The organism is Plantactinospora sp. BB1 (assembly GCF_003030385.1).
Classification (GTDB): Bacteria; Actinomycetota; Actinomycetes; order Mycobacteriales; family Micromonosporaceae; genus Plantactinospora.
Map to the genome: position 1 here is coordinate 5470238 of NZ_CP028159.1, position 18722 is coordinate 5488959.

General features: G+C 72.7%; 14 protein-coding genes. 9 read left to right on the forward strand and 5 right to left on the reverse strand.

All coding sequences use genetic code 11. The features are described 5' to 3' along the window. Nucleotides 1–52 precede the first annotated feature (52 nt). From C6W10_RS23845 to ppc, 3 genes are all read left to right on the forward strand, one after another. Nucleotides 53–1471: an alpha/beta fold hydrolase gene (locus C6W10_RS23845; RefSeq protein WP_107260664.1), complete on the forward strand. Its 1419-nt coding sequence runs from the start codon at nt 53–55 to the stop codon at nt 1469–1471. Nucleotides 1472–1639: 168 nt separating this feature from the next. After that, entirely contained in the window at nt 1640–2452 is an 813-nt protein-coding gene (locus tag C6W10_RS23850) for a TetR/AcrR family transcriptional regulator (RefSeq protein WP_107260666.1), read from the forward strand. 586 nt (nt 2453–3038) lie between these two features. Continuing rightward, nucleotides 3039–5825, forward strand: coding sequence for a phosphoenolpyruvate carboxylase (gene ppc / locus C6W10_RS23855; RefSeq protein ID WP_107260668.1), 2787 nt, complete (start codon nt 3039–3041; stop codon nt 5823–5825). A gap of 54 nt (nt 5826–5879) precedes the next feature. Here ppc and C6W10_RS23860 read toward each other — a convergent pair whose 3' ends face one another. The 4 genes from C6W10_RS23860 to C6W10_RS23875 form a co-directional block, all read right to left on the reverse strand. Next, nucleotides 5880–6590 (reverse strand): ABC transporter permease, encoded by a 711-nt coding sequence (locus tag C6W10_RS23860; protein WP_107260670.1) that lies wholly within the window; start codon nt 6588–6590, stop codon nt 5880–5882. 196 nt (nt 6591–6786) lie between these two features. Then, a complete protein-coding gene (locus tag C6W10_RS23865) occupies nt 6787–7698 on the reverse strand; it encodes an ABC transporter ATP-binding protein (RefSeq protein WP_107260672.1) in 912 nt (303 codons plus the stop codon). After that, complete coding sequence (locus C6W10_RS23870; protein WP_107260674.1) at nt 7695–8579, reverse strand: ABC transporter permease; 885 nt, start codon at nt 8577–8579, stop codon at nt 7695–7697. Before C6W10_RS23870 ends, C6W10_RS23865 begins: the two co-directional genes overlap by 4 nt. Beyond that, nucleotides 8579–9574 (reverse strand): ABC transporter ATP-binding protein, encoded by a 996-nt coding sequence (locus C6W10_RS23875; protein ID WP_107260676.1) that lies wholly within the window; start codon nt 9572–9574, stop codon nt 8579–8581. The genes C6W10_RS23870 and C6W10_RS23875 overlap by 1 nt, the downstream gene beginning before the upstream one ends. 264 nt (nt 9575–9838) lie before the next feature. Between C6W10_RS23875 and cysC the strand changes: the two genes are divergently transcribed. The 6 genes from cysC to C6W10_RS23905 all read left to right on the forward strand — a co-directional run bounded on the left by cysC (nt 9839) and on the right by C6W10_RS23905 (nt 17118). Next, nucleotides 9839–11368 carry an adenylyl-sulfate kinase gene (gene cysC / locus C6W10_RS23880; protein ID WP_107260678.1) on the forward strand — a complete coding sequence of 510 codons (1530 nt, stop codon included), beginning with the start codon at nt 9839–9841 and terminating at the stop codon, nt 11366–11368. Nucleotides 11369–11495: 127 nt separating this feature from the next. Continuing rightward, nucleotides 11496–13529 carry a beta-galactosidase gene (locus C6W10_RS23885; RefSeq protein ID WP_199853736.1) on the forward strand — a complete coding sequence of 678 codons (2034 nt, stop codon included), beginning with the start codon at nt 11496–11498 and terminating at the stop codon, nt 13527–13529. Next, complete coding sequence (locus tag C6W10_RS23890) at nt 13529–14308, forward strand: DeoR/GlpR family DNA-binding transcription regulator (RefSeq protein WP_107260680.1); 780 nt, start codon at nt 13529–13531, stop codon at nt 14306–14308. The genes C6W10_RS23885 and C6W10_RS23890 overlap by 1 nt, the downstream gene beginning before the upstream one ends. A gap of 5 nt (nt 14309–14313) precedes the next feature. Next, nucleotides 14314–15384, forward strand: coding sequence for a galactose-1-phosphate uridylyltransferase (galT, locus tag C6W10_RS23895; protein WP_369930876.1), 1071 nt, complete (start codon nt 14314–14316; stop codon nt 15382–15384). A gap of 47 nt (nt 15385–15431) precedes the next feature. After that, entirely contained in the window at nt 15432–16604 is a 1173-nt protein-coding gene (locus C6W10_RS23900) for a serine hydrolase (protein ID WP_107260684.1), read from the forward strand. Between the two features lie 70 nt (nt 16605–16674). Continuing rightward, complete coding sequence (locus tag C6W10_RS23905; RefSeq protein WP_107260686.1) at nt 16675–17118, forward strand: VOC family protein; 444 nt, start codon at nt 16675–16677, stop codon at nt 17116–17118. A 330-nt stretch (nt 17119–17448) separates the two neighbouring features. Here the strand turns inward: C6W10_RS23905 and C6W10_RS23910 are convergent, their stop codons facing one another. After that, nucleotides 17449–18666 (reverse strand): NADP-dependent isocitrate dehydrogenase, encoded by a 1218-nt coding sequence (locus C6W10_RS23910; protein ID WP_107260688.1) that lies wholly within the window; start codon nt 18664–18666, stop codon nt 17449–17451. Nucleotides 18667–18722: the final 56 nt, after the last annotated feature.

The window sequence follows — 18722 nt, forward strand, 5'->3', positions numbered from 1 at the left end:
AGGCGGTCGACCGGCACCGGCGACAGCATGAGGTGACCTTAGGAGGCCCCGAATGCGACACCGACCTCTGCTCCTCGGGCGGGCCGGCACCGCCCTGCTGGGACTGCTCGCCGTACTCGCCGCCGGCTCGCCCGTCGCGGCCGCGCCGCCCCTCTCCGGTCCGGCGGCACTCGGAAACCGTCCGGGGCTGACCGACCCGCGCCCGTGTGCCGAGGCGGCCGGGTTCACCTGCGCCGAGCTGACCGTGCCGCTCGACCGCCGGGGCCGCTTCCCCGGCGAGCTGCGCCTGCGGGTCGCCGTGGCGGAGAACGCCGACGCGCCCCGGGGCACCCTGCTGCTGCTCTCCGGCGGGCCGGGGCAGCCCGGGCCGGGCCTGCTACCCCGGCTGGAACCCCGGTTCCGCTACCTGATGGACGACTACCGGCTGGTGATGATCGACCAGCGCGGTACCGGCCCGGCCGGGATCGACTGCCCGCAGCTCCAGGCCGAGGTGGGCTCCTCCGACATCACCCCGGCCTCGCCGGAGGCGATCCGTAGCTGCGCGGAGCTGCTCGGCAGGACCCGGAACTTCTACACCACCGCCGACACGGTGGCGGACCTGGAGGAGCTGCGTCGCGCCCTCGGGGTGCACCGGTGGACCCTCGACGGCATCTCGTACGGGACCTTCGTCGCCCAGCAGTACGGGTTGACGTACCCGCACCGGGTGGCTCGGATGGTGCTGGACTCGGTGGTGCCGCAGGACACCCTGGACGGGTTGTACCTGCCGAGCCTGCACCGGGTGGCCTGGGTACTCCGTACCGCCTGCCGCGAGCAGTCCTGCGGCTCCGACCCGGCGGCGGACGTCGCCGAGACGATCCGCCGGTACGGCAACGCGGTCGGCATCTTCGACTTCCTGGTGATCGCCAGCATCGTGGACCCGAAGCTCACCGGGGAGACCTTCTATCCGGTGCTGCCCTTCCTGCGGATGGCCGCCGAGGGTTCCCCGGAGCCGCTGATGTCGGCGATCGACGATCTCCAGGGTGGCGAGACCACGCCGTTCGCCGAGTACAGCGCCGGGTTGCACGCCGCGACGGTCTGCGCCGACCAGACCGAGGCGCCCTGGGGTGACTCGACGGCGCCGCCCGGCCGGCGGGCGAGGGCGCTGGACCGGGCGGTGCGGCAGATCCCGGCCGGCCACGTCTGGCCGTTCCCCCGGGAGACCGCCGCCGAGCAGGCGTTGATCTCCACCTGCCTGCACTGGCCGGTGTCCCGGCCGAACCCCCGGCCGCCCCGGCACACCCTGACCATGCCGGTGCTGCTGCTCAACGGCGACCGTGATCTCTCGACCCCGGTCGAGTGGGCGGTCGAGCAGGCGGCGCGGACGCCGCGCGGCGAACTCGTGGTGATCGCCGGGATGGGCCACTCGATCCAGGGCCGCCATCCCGAGGGCGACTCGGCCGTCCGGCGGTTCCTGCTCGGGCCGACGGCCTGAGCCCGGTGCTGGGCGGGTCCGGGTTCGGATCTCACGGAGCGGCCCCGACCGGCGTTCCTACGGGGGAGATCCGGACCGGGACCCGCCCATCGGGGTCGTCGGGCGCGCCGTCATTCGCGTACCGGGTACGGGAAGTAACATCGGGCCGTACCCGGAAGGAGGCGGACGATGCCGGTGGAGCGCAGCGGTGGCGGGGATCCCGACCGCACCCTGGCGCTGCTCTGGACCGCCCAGCCGTCGCCCGGCTCCCCGGCAGCCGCCGGCAGACCCGCCCGGGGCCGCCCGCCCCGGCTGACCGTGCCGCAGATCCGGCAGGCCGCGATCGCGGTCGCCGACCGGGAGGGCCTGGCCACCATGTCGATGGCCCGGGTCGCCGAGGAGCTGGGCGTCGGCACGATGTCGCTCTACACGTACGTCCCGGGCAAGGCCGAGCTGATCGACCTGATGGTCGACGGGGTGATGGCCGAGCGCGACCTCCCCGGCCCGGACGACGTACGCCCGACGGACTGGCGGGCCCGGATCGAGCTGTACGCCGACCGGACCCGGACGATGTACCAGCGCCACCCGTGGCTCCGGGAGGTCTCCACCGTCCGCCCACCGCTCGGGCCGGGCCTGCTCGCCCAGCAGGAGTACCTGCTCGCCGCCCTGGCCGACCTCGGCCTGCCGGCCCGGCAGACGGTCGCCGCCGGCAACGCGATCGTCAGCTTCGTCGACGCCGCCGCCCGGCAGCAGGCCGAGGCGGACCAGTTGGAGCGGACCACCGGGCAGTCGACCGACGAGTGGTGGTCGGACCGGGACTCGTTCTGGGCGGAACACTTCGACGTCGCGCGCTATCCGGCGATGAACCGCACCTGGGAGGCCGGCGGCTTCGTCGACACCCCGGACGCGATGGCCGACGCCTACCGGTTCGGGCTGCGCCTGCTGCTCGACGGCATCCAGCGCGCGGCCGGGGCCGCCGGCCGTCCGCCCGCGGAGGGATGACCCCGACCAGCCCGCGACACGCCGCATGCACTAGCTCGCCCGCCTGCGACCACAGCTCGCCCGCCTGCGACCACGGTTCGCCCGGGGGAAGACCACCTCCCGCGCACACTGTCGAGCTGGGTGCACGGACGGGGCAGACGGCGAGGTCTGCACGGACGGGGCAGACGACGCGGTCTGCACGGATCGGCCCGGAGCCCGCTCCCGTACCGGGCGGATCACAGTAACCGCCTCCTGCTCCGGACGGGCCGACGTCGGGGCCGCGAGAACCCGGGCACCCGGCCGGTGGGTGCACGGGCGGGGCAGCTCGACAGTCTGCGCGGGGAGGTCTGCTCGCCAGGTCCGGCCACGGCAGTGCCGCCACCGCCCAGCGATCAGCGGCCGGGGCGGGGCGTGAGCAAGTTAACGATCACGGGTACCGACGCCCGAGACTCGACATAACGTACGTTTTGCCGGCACCGGATAGGCTCTACCAGTACCTGCGGCCAACCGGTACGGCACGAGCCTCGTTAGCGTTCCGGGACCGGCCGCCGATAGCATCCACTGTGTCGGACAACGCTGTCCTCCGTACTCGATCAAGGAGCGCACGGTGACCGACCAGCATGATCACGACGGACCCGACGCCGCGTTGCGGGCGGACATCCGCCGGCTCGGCAAGCTCCTCGGCCAGACCCTCGCCCGCCAGGAGGGCCCGCCCCTGCTCGACCTGGTCGAGGAGGTCCGCGCCCTGGTCCGGCACGACGCGGAGGCCGCCGCCCAGCGGCTCGGCGCGATGGACGTGACCACCGGCACCAAGCTGGCCCGGGCCTTCTCCACCTACTTCCACCTGGCCAACATCACCGAACAGGTGCACCGCTCCCGCGACCTGCGCCGGCAGCGGGCCGCGCACGGCGGCTGGCTGGACCAGGCCGCCCGGCTGATCCGGGAGCGCGGGGTGCCGCCCGAGGAGATCGCCTCGGTCGCCCGCCGGCTCTCCGTCCGGCCGGTCTTCACCGCCCACCCGACCGAGGCGGCCCGCCGGTCGATCCTCTCCAAGCTGCGCGCCGTCGCCGACGAACTCGACGCCGAGGCCGCCGCCGCGATCCTCTACGGCGCCAGCGACGAGGGCCCGGCCAGCCGGCGGCTGGCCGAACTGCTCGACCTGCTCTGGCAGACCGACGAGCTGCGGCTCGACCGCCCCGACCCGACCGACGAGGCCCGCAACGCCATCTACTACCTGCGCGACCTCTACGCCGAGGCGGCGCCGCAGGTCCTCGACGACCTCGCCGACACGCTGCGCGGGCTCGGCGTGGAGACCGCGCCGACCGCCCGGCCGCTGACCTTCGGCACCTGGATCGGCGGCGACCGCGACGGCAACCCCTTCGTCACCCCGCAGGTCACCCGGGACGTGCTGCTGATCCAGTACGAGCACGGCATCCAGGCGACCGAGGCGGCGATGGAGGCGCTGATCAACGAGATCTCGGTCTCCCGGCGGCTGCGCGGGGTCAGCCTCGACCTCAGCGCCAGCCTCGCCAAGGACCTCGACGCGCTCCCCGAGGTGGCCCCCCGGTTCCGCCGGGTCAACGCCGAGGAGCCGTACCGGCTCAAGGCGCGCTGCGTCCGGGCCAAGCTCGCCAACACCCGGCGCCGGCTCAACCAGGGCACCGCGCACGTGCCGGGGCGGGACTACCGGGGCTCCGCCGACCTGCTCGCCGACCTGGAGCTGATGCGCGCCTCGCTGGCCCGCAACTCCGGCCAGCTCACCGCCGTCGGCCGGCTCGCCTCGGCGATCCGCACCGTCGCCGCCTTCGGGCCGCACCTGGCGACGATGGACATCCGGGAGCACGCCGAGGCGCACCACGTCGTGCTCTCCCAGTTCTACGCCCAGGTCGGCGAGGTACCGGAATATTCGTCACTGAGCCGGGCCGACCGGACCAAACTGCTCGCCGAGGAGCTGGCCGGCCGCCGCCCGCTCTCCACCATGGACACTCCGCTGACCGAGCCGGCCCGGAAGACCTTCGACGTCTTCGGCACCATCCGGGAGGTGCAGGAGCGGTTCGGCGTCGAGGTGATCGAGTCGTACATCATCTCGATGACGCTCGGCGTCGACGACGTACTCGCCGCCGTGGTGCTGGCCCGGGAGGCCGGGCTGGTCGACGTGCACACCGGCCGGGCCCGGGTCGGCTTCGTACCGCTGCTGGAGACCCCGGCCGAGCTGGACGCCGGAGGCGAACTCCTCGACGAGATGCTCTCGCTGCCGGCGTACCGGGCGATCGTGGCGGCCCGGGGCGACGTGCAGGAGGTGATGCTCGGCTACTCCGACTCGAACAAGGAGGCCGGGATCACCACCTCGCAGTGGTCCATCCACCGGGCCCAGCGGGCACTGCGGGACGTGGCCGCCCGGCACAACGTACGGCTGCGGCTCTTCCACGGCCGGGGCGGTACGGTCGGCCGGGGCGGCGGCCCCACCCACGAGGCGATCCTCGCCCAGCCGTACGGCACGCTGGACGGCGAGATCAAGGTCACCGAGCAGGGCGAGGTCATCTCCGACAAGTACACCCTGCCCTCGCTGGCCCGGGAGAACCTGGAACTCACCCTGGCGGCGGTGTTGCAGAGCACCCTGCTGCACACCACGCCCCGGCAGCCGGCCGAGGCGCTGGACCGCTGGGACGCCACCATGGACGTGGTCTCCGGTGCCGCCTACCGGCGCTACCGGTCGCTGGTGGAGAACCCGGACCTGCCGGCGTACTTCTGGGCCTCCACCCCGACCGAGCTGCTCGGGGCGCTCAACATCGGCTCCCGGCCGGCGAAACGGCCGAACACCGGGGCCGGGCTGTCCGGGCTGCGCGCCATCCCGTGGGTCTTCGGCTGGACCCAGACCCGGCAGATCGTCCCCGGCTGGTTCGGCGTCGGGACGGGGCTGGCCGCCGCCCGGGAGGCCGGGATGGCCGACATCCTCGCCGAGATGCACCGGGCCTGGCACTTCTTCGGCACGTTCCTGTCGAACGTCGAGATGATGCTGAGCAAGACCGACCTGAACATCGCCCGCCGGTACGTCGACACCCTGGTCCCGGAGCCGCTGCACCCGATCTTCGAGATGATCGAGGCGGAGTACGAGCTGACCAAGCGGGAGGTACTGGCCATCACCGCCTCCCCCGCGCTGCTGGAGAACTCCCCGGTGCTGCAACGCACCCTCGCCGTCCGGGACACCTACCTGGAGCCGCTGCACCACCTCCAGGTGGCGCTGCTGCGGCAGTACCGCGACTCGGGTGCCGCCGGGCGGGCCGTGGCGACCGCCCCGGGCGGCCGGCGCGCCCCCGGCGACGGTACGGCGCTGGAACGGGCCCTGCTCACCACCGTCAACGGCATCGCCGCCGGGATGCGCAACACCGGCTGACCCCTCGGGGCTGGAGTGGCGGCCCGCAGCGCCGGGCCGCCACCTTCAACCGGTTCAGCTCGTCTCGCCGGCCACGCTGAACCTGCCCAGCCGGCGGATGGCCAGCAGGGTGAAGCCGACCGTGAAGACCGCGCTCATCACGATCGCCACCGGCAGCGACACCGAACCGTCCAGCAGCGCCGTCGGCGCGATCCGGTCGGTCAGGGTCACCACGTAGTGCTGCACCGACAGCACCCGGGTACCGCTGACGATGCTGTTGAGCAGGCCCTCCCAGATCAGCACGTAGACCAGGCCGAGCAGCACCGGGCGGCGGGTCAGCAGGCTCAGGGCCAGGAAGAACGCCGAGTACGCCAGCGCGCCGACCGCGCTCGCGGCGGCCAGCCCGAGCCCGAAGCGTACGGACTCGACCAGTACCCCGGCGACGTAGAGCGGGATGGCGACGGTCAGCGCGGTGACCCCGGTCGCCACGGCCAGCTTCGGCAGCACGATCTGCCACCGGGGCAGCGGCTTGGTCAGGATGTGCAGCAACGTGCCGTCGTCGATCTCGGAACCGAGTACCGCCGTGCCGACGATCAACGCGGTGACCGGCAGCACCACGGCGAGCCCCAGCGCGTAGATGACCGGCTGGCCCCACTCGGTCGGGGCGATGCCGGTCGCCCGGGCCAGCACTGCCAGCCCGACCAGCAGCAGCGGCAGCGGAAAGAGCAACAGGAACCGCCGCCGGCCGAGCAGCCCACGCGCGGTGATCCAGGAAACAGTCGACATGGTCACTCCTTCGTTCGCGACTGCGGGGCTCGTTGCGGGGCTCGCAACACCGGCTCACTCCTCACGCTCACAGCCGCACCTTCCGTTCGCGACTGCGGGGCTCGCAAAACCGGCTCACTCCTCGCGCTCACAGCCGCACCTTCCGTTCGCGACTGCGGGGCTCGCAACACCGGCTCACTCCTCGCGCTCACAGCCCTCACGCCTCCACCAGGTAGGAGAAGACGCTCTCCAGGGACTCGTCCGAGGGCAGCAGCCGGCGGATCCGGATGCCGGAGGCCAGCGCGATCTTCGGCAGCGCCCGGGTGAAGCTGCCGTAGTCGCCGGCCCGGACGGTCAGCCCGTCCCGGTTGAGGTCCACCCCGGTCACCGAGGGCTGGCCGATCAGCTCGACGGCGAGCCGCCGGTCGTCGCTGGACTGCACCGCGAAGACGTGCGGCCGGTTCGTCATCAGCCGCCGGATGGTCCGGAAGTCGCCGGAGGCGGCCAGCCGGCCCGAGACGATCACCTGGACGGTGCCGGAGACCTGCTCGACCTCCTCCAGGATGTGCGAGCTGAACAGAATCGTCCGGCCCTGCTCGCCTAGCGAGTGCAGCAGCTCCATCATGTGCAGCCGCTGCCTCGGGTCCATCCCGTTGAACGGCTCGTCGAGCAGGAGTACCTGCGGGTCGTGCACCAGGGCGGCGGCGACCCGGGCCCGCTGGCGCATGCCCTTGGAGTACGTGCCGATCCGGCGGTCCTGCGCGTCGGTCAGCTCGACCAATTCGATCGCCCGCCGGGCCGCCGCCTCCGGCTCGGGCAGCCGGTGCAACCGGGCACTGGCCAGCGCGAACTCGTACGCGCTGAGGAAGTCGTAGACCGACTCCCGCTCGGTGACCAGGCCGAGCCGGCGGTAGACCTCCGGGTTCTCCCAGGTGGGTTCCCCGTCGAGCGTCACCGTGCCCTTCGAGGGGGCCAGGAAGCCGGCCATCATGTGCAGCACGGTGGTCTTGCCCGCGCCGTTCGGCCCGAGCAGTCCGGTGACTCCGGGCCCGAGGTTCATCGACACGTCGTTGACGGCCACCACGTTGCCGTACCAGCGGGAGACCCCGGCCAGTTCCAGAATGCTCATCGGGCGGCGACCTTCCGGTAGCGGGCGAGCAGCAGCAGGGTGCCGGCGACGACGAACCCGACGGCGACCAGGCCGTAGAGCGGGCCGTACCGGCCGACGTCGAGGTCACTGCTCGCGTCGATCGCCCAGTCACCGATCCCGGCGACCAGGGTGACCGGGCTGGCCAGCCCGGCGAGCTGGTTCGCCGCCTCGTACGGCATCACCGACAGCACCGCGACCACCGGGGTGGTCAGCAGGAACGCGCCGACGATCGCCCCGGCCGCGACGGCCCGGCGCCGGACCAGGGAGGCGACCAGCAGCGCCAGCACGGAATAGACGATCGCGTGTACGGCGACGTAGCCGAGCGCCGGCAGGAAGTCGCCGAGTTCGTCCCAGACCGCTCCGATGCCGTCGACCATGAACGCGGCACCGGCGAACATCACCGTCAGCGGTACGCCGATGGTCAGGAAGGCCGCCGAGATCAGCGCGGCCAGCTTGACCAGCGCGTAGTCCGAGCGGTGCAGCGGGCGGGCGAAGTAGAGCGGCAGCACCCCGCTGTGCAGGTCCCGGGAGGCGAGTTCCGGGGCGACGATGGCGCAGAAGAAGATGATCAGCACGCTGAGCACCTCGGGGAACTCGGCGTAGCTCAGCGGCGACTCGCCGATCTGGGCCCGTACGGCGGTCAGCACCGCGGCGACCACCCCGAACACCCCGACGATCAGCCAGGGGAAGATCTTCGCCTTGAAGGTGCGCCCGAGCCCGAAGGCGGTACGCAGGCTGTGCAGGTAGAGCGCGCCGACCAGGTGCCGCCGGCCGAGCCGGGGACCGTCGTACCGCTGGTAGCCGATGTCGTGGATGACCCCGGCCGGACGGTCGGTCCGCGGGGCGTCGAGCGTGGTCATCAGGCGCCCTCCAGGGCGGTGCCGGTGGCGATCGGCTCGGCAACCCGGGCCGGATCGGTGGCGAAGAGTTCGACGACCCGGTGCCGCCGCTGGTCGAGCCGGTGCAGCGGCAGGTCCAGCTCGGCGACCGCGGTCAGGATGAGGTCGTACGTCCTGTCGAGTGCCGAGTCCCGCGCCTGCGCGCCGGCCGCCGCCGCCCCCGGGTCGAGCATCGGGACCAGCAGCAGCCGGCCGTCCTGCCGGACCGGCAGCCCGGCGGCGGCGAGCCGGGCGGCCAGTTCGGCGGTGCCCTCGCTCACCTCCACCGAGAGCACCTCGGTCACCGCGGTCATGTCGGCCAGTTGTGCCGACCGGAGCAGCTTGCCGCCCTCGATCGCGACGAGCGCGTCGCAGATCCGCTCGACCTCGCCGAGCAGGTGCGAGCAGACCAGCACCGAGATGCCGAACTCGGTGCCGATCCGCTCGATCAGGGCGAGCATGGCGTCCCGGCCGGCCGGGTCCAGCCCGTTGGTCGGCTCGTCGAGCAGCAGCAGGTCGGGGTCGTGCACCAGGGCCTGGGCCAGCTTGACCCGCTGTTTCATCCCGGTGGAGTAGCCACCGACCTGGCGGTAGCGCTCCTCGTAGAGGCCGACGTGCCGCAGCGTCTCGGAGGCCCGCTCCCGGGCGGTCGTCTTGGGCAGCCCGCTCATCCGTCCCATGTGCGTGACGAACTCCGCGGCGGACAGGTCCGGCGGCAGGCAGTCGTGCTCGGGCATGTAGCCGACCCGGGCCCGGACCTGGTGCCCGTCCACCAGCGGATCGAGGCCGAGCACCCGGGCCTGTCCGCCGGTCGGCTCCAGCAGGCCGAGCATGATCTTGATAAAGGTCGACTTGCCCGCTCCGTTGGCTCCGACCAGACCGACGATGCCCGGCTCGACGGTGACCGTCAGGTCGGACAACGCGGTCACCCGATTGCCGTACGTCTTGGTCAGCGACTGGGTCGCGATCAGTGTCACGCTGCCAGGGTAGGGCCGGTGGCACGTACCGGAGGTCAGGAAACCACCCTGGAAGTACCCCTGAATCGCCCCGGCGGCGACAGCCGCCTCCCCTAGGGGCCGGGTGAGACTTTCGTAGCCCCCGCGCCCGGTTGGGTAACCTCCTGATGGCCACCTGCCGACAGGCGTCGCCGATCCGGGCGTCCAAACGGGAGTGGCGGTCTCGACCGATCGACGGGCGGCTGCGAAACTGTGTGCCGGCCGGCCGGGTAGTTGGGGGTGCGGATGAGCAACGGGTGGGTGCTGCCCGATGAGTTGCTGCGTGACGCTCCGGCGTACACGCCGCGCCCGTATGAGCTGGCCGACCTGGAGTTGCTGCTCTCCGGAGCGTACGCCCCGCTCACCGGCTTCATGGGCCGGGCCGATCTGGCCTCGGTGGCCCGGCGCGGCCGGCTCGCCGACGGCTCCGGCTGGCCGGTGCCGGTGACCCTCCAGGTCCCGGCCGACCTTGTCAGCGGCATCGACCTGAACAATCCGGTCGAGCGCGGCCTGGTCCTCACCGACCCCGAGGGGGCGCCGACCGCGCTGCTGGAGGTCGCCGACCTCTGGCCGACCACGCAGGGCTGGTTCGGCGTCGGCGGTCCGGTGCGCCGGATCGGCGACGGCGGGCACGGCCCGTTCCAGCGGCTCCGCCGCCCCCCGGCCGAGGTGCGGGAGCTGCTGCCGCCGGGCCGGGTGCTCGGGGTGATCGCCGACCGGCCGCTGCACCGGCCGCAGCTGGCGCAGATCGCCCACGCGGTCCGGACGCTCGCCGCCCACCTGCTCATCCTGATCCCGGTCGCCAACACCAGCCCGGACGGGTTGCCGCCGGAGGTGCTGGTCCGGAGCATCTTCGGGGCCCGGGACCGGATGCCTCCGGCCACCATCGTGGCGGTGCCGATCGCCCGGCGCGGCGACGACATCTGGGACGCGCTGCTGCGGGCCCGGGTGGCCCGGGCCTACGGGGTCACCCACGTCCTCTCCACCACCGAGATGCTCACCGGCGGCGGGCTGCGGATGCTGGTCCCGCGCGAGCTGGCCTACGACAACCGGGACGGGCAGTGGCGGTGGCGGGACGACATCCCGCCGCGCAACCGGCGGCTGCCGCTCGGCCAGGAGGAGATCGAGGACCTGCTCGACCGGGGCTTTCCGCTGCCGGAGTGGCACACCCCGCCGACGGTGGCCAAGGAGCTGACCCGGGCCCGGCCGCCCCGCCGGCACCGGGGCCTGGTGGTCTTCTTCACCGGGCTCTCCGGCTCGGGCAAGTCGACCATCGCCCGGGGGTTGGCCGACGCGCTGCGGGAGAGCGGGGACCGCACCATCACGCTGCTCGACGGTGACGTGGTCCGCCGGGAGCTCTCCGCCGGGCTGGGCTTCAGCCGGGCCGACCGGGATCTGAACGTACGCCGGATCGGCTGGGTCGCCGCCGAGGTCGCCCGGCACCGGGGGCTCGCCATCTGCTGCCCGATCGCGCCGTACCACCGGGCCCGGGCGATCGCCCGGGAGATGGCCCGCTCGGCCGGTGCCGGTTTCGTGCTGGTGCACGTCGCCACCCCGCTGGCGGTCTGCGAGCGGCGCGACCGCAAGGGCCTGTACGCCCGCGCCCGGGCCGGCCAGCTCACCGGGATGACCGGGGTCGACGACCCGTACGAGGAGCCGACCGACGCCGAGCTGGTGCTCGACACCACGGACCTGACGGTGGAGGAGTGCGTACACCTGCTGCTCGCGCACCTGACCGAGACCGGCTGGGTCGAGTCCCGCCTGCAACCCGCCTGACACCCCGGGCCCGGTTCCGCAAGGCCGGAGGCGTCCCGTCGGCGTGGCGCCGCTCCTACCCAGCTCCACCACCCGGGCGCTAGTGTTCGTATCTGTTGGATTACGTGCGAGCACGTTTGGAGGCGGTGTGGGCGGTCTGGTGCGAGGCGTCGAGGGCCTGAGCTACGGCGGGGACTACAACCCGGAACAGTGGCCCGAGGAGGTCTGGCCGCAGGACGTGGCCCTGATGCGCGAGGCCGGGGTCAACCTGGTCACCGTCGGCGTCTTCGCCTGGGCCTGGCTCGAACCGGCCGCCGGGCGGTACGACTTCGACCGGCTGGACCGGATCATGGACATGCTGCACGCCGGGGGGATCAGGGTCTGCCTCGCCACCGCCACCGCCTCGCCACCGCCCTGGTTCTCCCACGCCCACCCGGAGACGCTGCCGGTGGACGCGGACGGCCGGCGGCTGACGTACGGCAGCCGGCAGGCGATCTGCGCCAGCTCACCGGTCTACCGGCGGGCCGCCGTGGCGCTGACCGAGCAGCTCGCCCGGCGCTACGCCAACCACCCGGCGCTGGCCGTCTGGCACGTGCACAACGAGTACGCCTGCCACAACGCGCACTGCTACTGCGACACCTCGGCCGAGGCGTTCCGCGGCTGGCTCCAGGCCCGGTACGGCGACCTCGACGGCCTCAACACCGCCTGGGGTACGGCGTTCTGGTCGCAGACCTACACCGACTGGGCGCAGGTGCAGCCGCCCCGGGCCACCCCGACCTCGTCCAACCCGACGCAGGTGCTGGACTTCAAGCGGTTCAGCTCGGACGAGCACCTGGCCTGCTTCACCGCCGAGCGCGACACGCTGCACCGGCTCTCCCCCGGAATCCCCGTCACCACCAACCTGATGACGGCGAGCTGCGTCAACCTGGACTACTGGGCCTGGGGTCGGGAGCTGACCGGAGCGGACCGGCTGCTCTCCAACGACCACTACCTGCTCGGTGAGCATCCGCTCGAACCGCCGGCCCAGATCGCCTTCGCCGCCGACCTGAGTCGGTCGCTGGCCGGCGGCCCGTGGCTGCTGATGGAGCACTCCACCAGCGCGGTCAACTGGCAGCCGCGCAACCTGGCCAAGCCGGCCGGGCAGCTCGGCCAGGACGCGCTGGCGCACGTGGCCCGGGGCTCGGAGGGTGCGCTCTTCTTCCAGTGGCGGGCCAGCCGGGCCGGCTCGGAGAAGTGGCACTCGGCGATGCTGCCGCACGCCGGCACCGACTCGAAGATCTGGCGCGAGGTGGTCCAGCTCGGCCGGCACCTGCGGGCGCTGGCCGAGATCGAAGGCTCCCGCACCGAGGCGGAGGTCGCGGTGCTGCTGGACTACTCCTCCGTCTGGGCCCAGGAGGCGGCCAACCAGCCGAGCACCGACATGGTCGCCTTCGACGAGATCCGCCGCTGGCACAGCGCGCTCTGGCGGGCCGGGATCACCGCCGACCTGGCCGCGCCGGGCGCCGACCTGACCGGGTACAAGCTGGTGCTCGCCCCCGCGCTCTACCTGGTGGACGACGCCGCGATCGGCAACCTGACCGGGTACGTCCGCTCCGGCGGCACCCTGGTGGTCGGCCCGTACAGCGGGCTGGTCGACGAGTGCGACCGGGTCCGCCCGGCACCCCTGCCGGGCGGCTTCGCCGAGCTGCTCGGCGTCCGGGTCGAGGAGTTCTTCCCGCTCCCCGCCGCCGGCACCGTCCGGCTCGACGACGGCACCTCGGCGGAGGTCTGGACCGAGGCGCTGGTCGCGGCGGACGCGGAGGTGCTGGTCAGGTACGACAACGGGCCGGTCGCGGGTGGTCCGGCGGTCACCCGGCGCAGCGCGGACGGCGGAGCGGCCTGGTATCTCGGTACCCGGCTGGAGCAGACCGCGCTGGGTCGGCTGCTGGCCCGGATCGCCGACGAGGCCGGTGCCGCTGCGGCCGCGCCGGCCGTACCCGGGGTGGAGCAGATCCGGCGGCGGCACCCGGACGGCCGGTCGTACCTCTTCCTCTTCAACCGCTCCGACCGGCCGGCGGAGGTCGACGCGGCCGGGACCGACCTGCTGACCGGCACCCGGTGGGCCGGCCCGACCACGGTCGAGCCACACGGCGTCGCGGTGCTGGCGCAGCGGCCGGAGCCGGAACCGACCGGGGCGCCCTGATGCTGGCCCAGCAGCGCCAGGAGGCGATCCTCGACCGGGTCCGCACCGCCGGCGGGGTCCGGGTCACCGAGCTGGCCGGCGAGTTCGGCGTCTCCGACATGACGATCCGGCGCGACCTGGAGGCGCTCGCCGAACGCGGCCTGCTGGCCAAGGTGCACGGCGGGGCGACCACCGCCCGGCCCGGCTCGACCGACGAGCCGGGCTTCGCGGTCAAGTCGGTGCGGCAGCGGCCCGAGAAGGCCGCCATCGCGGCCGAGGCCGCCCGGCTGGTCACCCCCGGGATGGCGGTCGCGCTCTCCGCGGGTACGACCACCGCCGAACTCGCCCGCCGGCTGGCCGGGGTACCGGCGCTGACCGTGGTCACCAACTCGATCCCGGTCGCCGAGATCCTGCACCGCTCCGGCCGGCCGGACCAGACGGTGGTGCTCACCGGCGGGGTACGCACCCCGTCCGACGCGCTGGTCGGGCCGGTGGCGGTGGCCACGATCCGCTCGCTCCACCTGGACCTGGTCTTCCTCGGCGTGCACGGGATGAGCGAGCGGGCCGGGTTCAGCACCCCGAACCTGCTGGAGGCGGAGACCAACCGGGCGCTGCTGGCCTCGGCCGACCGGCTGGTGGTGCTGGCCGACTCCACCAAGTGGGCGACGGTGGGAATCTCGTCCTTCGCCGAGCTGGCCGAGGCGCACACCGTGGTCTCCGACACCGGCCTGCCCGAACCGGCCCGGGAGATCCTCCGGGCGCAGGTGGCCGAACTACTGCTCTGTGAGGTGACACCGTGAGGCGGATGGCGGTCAAACTGGCCGACGGGCGCGAGCTGATCTACTTCGACGAGCACCCGGACGCGGTCCGGGAGGGGCCGGACCGACGGGACCTGCCGCTGCCGCCGCCCGCCTCGCAGCTCCGCTACGACCCGCTGGTCGACGAGTGGGTCGCGGTCGCCGCGCACCGGCAGGGCCGGATCTTCCTGCCGCCGACCGACCAGTGCCCACTGTGTCCGTCCACTCCGGAACGATCCAGCGAGATCCCGGCGTACGACTACGACGTGGTGGTCTTCGAGAACCGCTTCCCGGCCTTCAGCGACCGGCCCGGCGACCCGCCCGGCCAGATCACCCCGTACACGGCGGTGCGGCCGGGGACGGGGCGGTGCGAGGTGGTCTGCTTCACCGCCGACCACTCCGCGTCCTTCGCCAGCCTGCCGCCGAGCCGGGTGCGTACCGTGCTGGAGGCGCTCGCCGACCGTACCGCCGCGCTGCGCGGGCTGCCCGGGGTGGAGCAGGTCTTCTGCTTCGAGAACCGGGGGGTGGAGATCGGGGTGACCCTGCACCACCCGCACGGCCAGATCTACGCGTACCCGTTCCTGCCGCCGCGCAGCCGGGCGCTGCTGGCCGCCGCCGGGCGGCACGCGGAGCGCACCGGCGGGCGCAACCTCTACGCCGACGTACTCGCCGCCGAGCGGGCCGCCGGGGAACGGGTGGTACTGGCCAACGAGCACTGGACGGCGTACGTGCCGGCCGCGGCCCGCTGGCCGTTCGAGGTGCACGTCGCGCCGCACCGCCCGGTACCCGACATCCCGGCGCTGGACGACGCCGAGCGGGACGCCTTCGGCCCGCTCTACCTGGACCTGCTGCGCCGGCTCGACCGGCTCTTCGACCGGCCGCTGCCGTACATCTCGGCCTGGCACCAGGCGCCGGTGCACGCCGACCCGGCCCTGGCGCACCTGCACCTCCAGGTCTTCAGCATCCGGCGGGCGGCGGACAAGCTGAAATACCTGGCCGGCTCGGAGTCGGCGATGGGGGTCTTCATCAACGACATCGCGCCGGAGCGGGCCGCCCAACTGCTCCGGGACGCCGGCTGATCCTGCGCCCGACCCGCTCTGTCGGTGCCGGGCCGTAGGCTCCCGCCATGACCGACTGGACCGGGCCGGAGAGACTGCACGCGGCGATGGCGGCGCGGGTCGCCGATGCCGAGCTGCCCGGCCTGGTCACCGTGGTGGCCCGGGGCGACCAGGTGTGGGTCGACCCGATCGGGACGCTGACGGTCGGCGGCGCCGCCCCGATGCGCGCCGACACCATCTTCCGGATCACCTCGATGACCAAGCCGGTGCTCGCGGTCGCCACCATGATGCTGGTCGAGGAGGGTCGGCTGGCGCTGGACGAGCCGGTCGACCGGCTGCTGCCCGAGCTGGCCGGGCGCGGCGTGCTCCGCCGGCTCGACGGTCCGCTCGACGACACCGTGCCGGCCGCGCGTCCGACCACCGTCGAGGACCTGCTGACCTTCCGGATGGGGCACGGGATGATCTTCGAGCCGAGCTTCCAACCGGCGTACCCGATCGTCACCGCCACCGACGAGCTTGGACTGGCGATCGGGCCGCCCGATCCGCGCACCCCACACGAGCCGGTGGAGTGGCTCCGGCGCTTCGGCACCCTGCCACTGATGCACCAGCCGGGCGAGCGGTGGCAGTACGATTCCGCCGCCGGCGTGCTGGGCATGCTGGTCGCCCGGGCCGCCGGCCGACCGCTGCCGGAGGTGCTCCGGGACCGGATATTCACGCCGCTGGGCATGGTCGACACCGGTTTCACCGTGCCGGCCGCGCACACCGACCGGTTGGCCGGGTTCTACGCGAAAGACCGCGCGACCGGTGAACTGGCCGAGCGGGACGTCTCCGGTCCGGCCGAGTGGGCGACGCCGCCGGTCTTTCCGTCCGGCGCGAACGGATTGGTCTCGACCGCGCCGGACTATCTGGCCTTCGCCCGCCTGCTGCTGCGCCGAGGAGTGCACCAGGGGCGGCGGCTGCTGTCGGAGGAGTCGGTCGAGCTGATCACCACCAACCATCTGACGCCGGAGCAGATCGCCAGCGGCGGCCCGGTGCTCGACGGCTACGGCTGGGGTTACTGCGTCTCCGTCGCCGTCACCCCGGACGAGGCCTCCGCGGTCCCGGGCGGCTACGGCTGGACCGGCGGCTACGGCACCGCCTGGTTCACCGACCCGCACCGGGACCTGATCGCGATCGTGCTGACCCAGACCGCCGACTTCCTCTTCGACGGCGGGCTGGCCGAGTTCCGGAAACTGGCCTGACCGCCGCACTCCGGCGCCGGGCTCGGCAAACCGGCACCACCGTCCGCGTCGGTCTGGACAATGACTGGTCATGGAACAACGCGTGCACTTCGTCACGGTGGCCACCCGGGATCTCGACCGGGCCCGGGACTTCTACGTCGAGGGGCTGGGCTGGACCCCGACCCTGGACGTACCGGACGAGATCCTCTTCTTCCAGGTGGCTCCGGGGGTGGTGCTCGGGCTCTTCGAGGCGGAGGCGTTCGCCGCCGACCTCGGTACCGCAGGGGCGCTGCTGCCGGCACCGACCGGCTTCACCCTGTCGCACAACGTGGCGAGCCCGGCCGAGGTCGACCGGGTACTCGCGCAGGCTGCCGCCGCCGGCGCCACGATCGTCAAGTCCGGCCGGAACGCCGCCTTCGGCGGATACCACGGCTACTTCTCGGACCCGAACGAGCTGCTCTGGGAGGTCGCGCACAACCCGGGCTGGCAGGTGGCCGAGGACGGGCGGGTGACGCTCGGCCCGATCGAGGAGTAACCCCCTGGTCCGGCCGCGAAGGGCTCGACATCGGTCAGGAACGAGGGCGCGGGGGGCCCGGGACAGGGCCCCCCGCAGGGAAGGGACGGCCGGCTGTGCGCAACAGCCGGGAAGACCGCTCCATCCGGTACGGACCTCTCGCGGCGGCCTCGACCGGGCCGGTCTTCCTGGACGCGACTGGCATCACGTCCACCCTGTCCAACGAGGGCGCCCCCCGGACAGTAACGGCACAAACCAACCGTTCTTGGACGTCGCCGAGCCGGTCGCCCGGTGGACGTCGACGCCGTGGGAAGGACCACGGGTCGTCGACGCCCACCGGATGCGAGAACGTCAGGCGCCGAGCTTCTTCGCCAGGTTCCGGTCGAGCGCGGCCATGAACTCGTCGGTGGTCAGCCACGGGGCGTCCCGGGAGATCAGCAGGGCCAGGTCCTTGGTCATCTGGCCACCCTCGACGGTCTCCACGCAGACCTGCTCCAGCGCCTCGGCGAACCGGCTCACCTCGGGGGTGCCGTCCAGCTTGCCCCGGTGCGCGAGGCCCCGGGTCCAGGCGAAGATCGAGGCGATCGGGTTGGTCGAGGTCTTCTCGCCCTTCTGCCACTGCCGGTAGTGCCGGGTGACCGTGCCGTGCGCCGCCTCGGCCTCGACCGTACGGCCGTCCGGGGTCATCAGCACCGAGGTCATCAGGCCCAGCGAGCCGAAGCCCTGCGCGACGGTGTCGGACTGCACGTCACCGTCGTAGTTCTTGCAGGCCCAGACGAAGCCGCCCTCCCACTTCAGCGCGGCGGCGACCATGTCGTCGATCAGCCGGTGCTCGTAGGTGATCCCGGCGGCGTCGAAGTCCGACTTGAACTCCGCCTCGAAGACCTCGGCGAAGATGTCCTTGAACCGGCCGTCGTACGCCTTGAGGATGGTGTTCTTGGTGGAGAGGTAGACCGGGTAGCCACGGTCCAGGCCGTACCGGAACGAGGCCCGGGCGAAGTCCCGGATCGAGTCGTCGAAGTTGTACATCCCCATCGTGACGCCGCCACCGGGGAAGTTCGCCACCTCCATCTCGACCGGGGCGCCGCCGTCGGTCGGGGTGTAGGTGATGGTGACCGTGCCCGGCCCCGGCACCACGAAGTCGGTCGCCTTGTACTGGTCGCCGTGCGCGTGCCGGCCGATGATGATCGGCTTGGTCCAGCCCGGTACCAGCCGGGGCACGTTGGACATGATGATCGGCTCGCGGAAGACCACGCCGCCGAGGATGTTCCGGATGGTGCCGTTCGGCGAACGCCACATCTTCTTGAGGCCGAACTCCTCCACCCGGGCCTCGTCCGGGGTGATGGTGGCGCACTTCACGCCGACCCCGTGCTGCTTGATCGCGTTCGCCGCGTCGACCGTCACCTGGTCGTCGGTCTCGTCGCGGTACTGGATCGACAGGTCGTAGTAGTGCAGGTCGACGTCGAGGTACGGCAGGATCAGCTGATCGCGGATCTGCTTCCAGATGATCCGGGTCATCTCGTCGCCGTCGAGTTCTACCACCGGATTCGTAACCTTGATCTTCGCCATCGGGCGACGCTCCTCTCCGGGACATCTGCTCTAGCAGTACGAGCGTACTGGAGAGC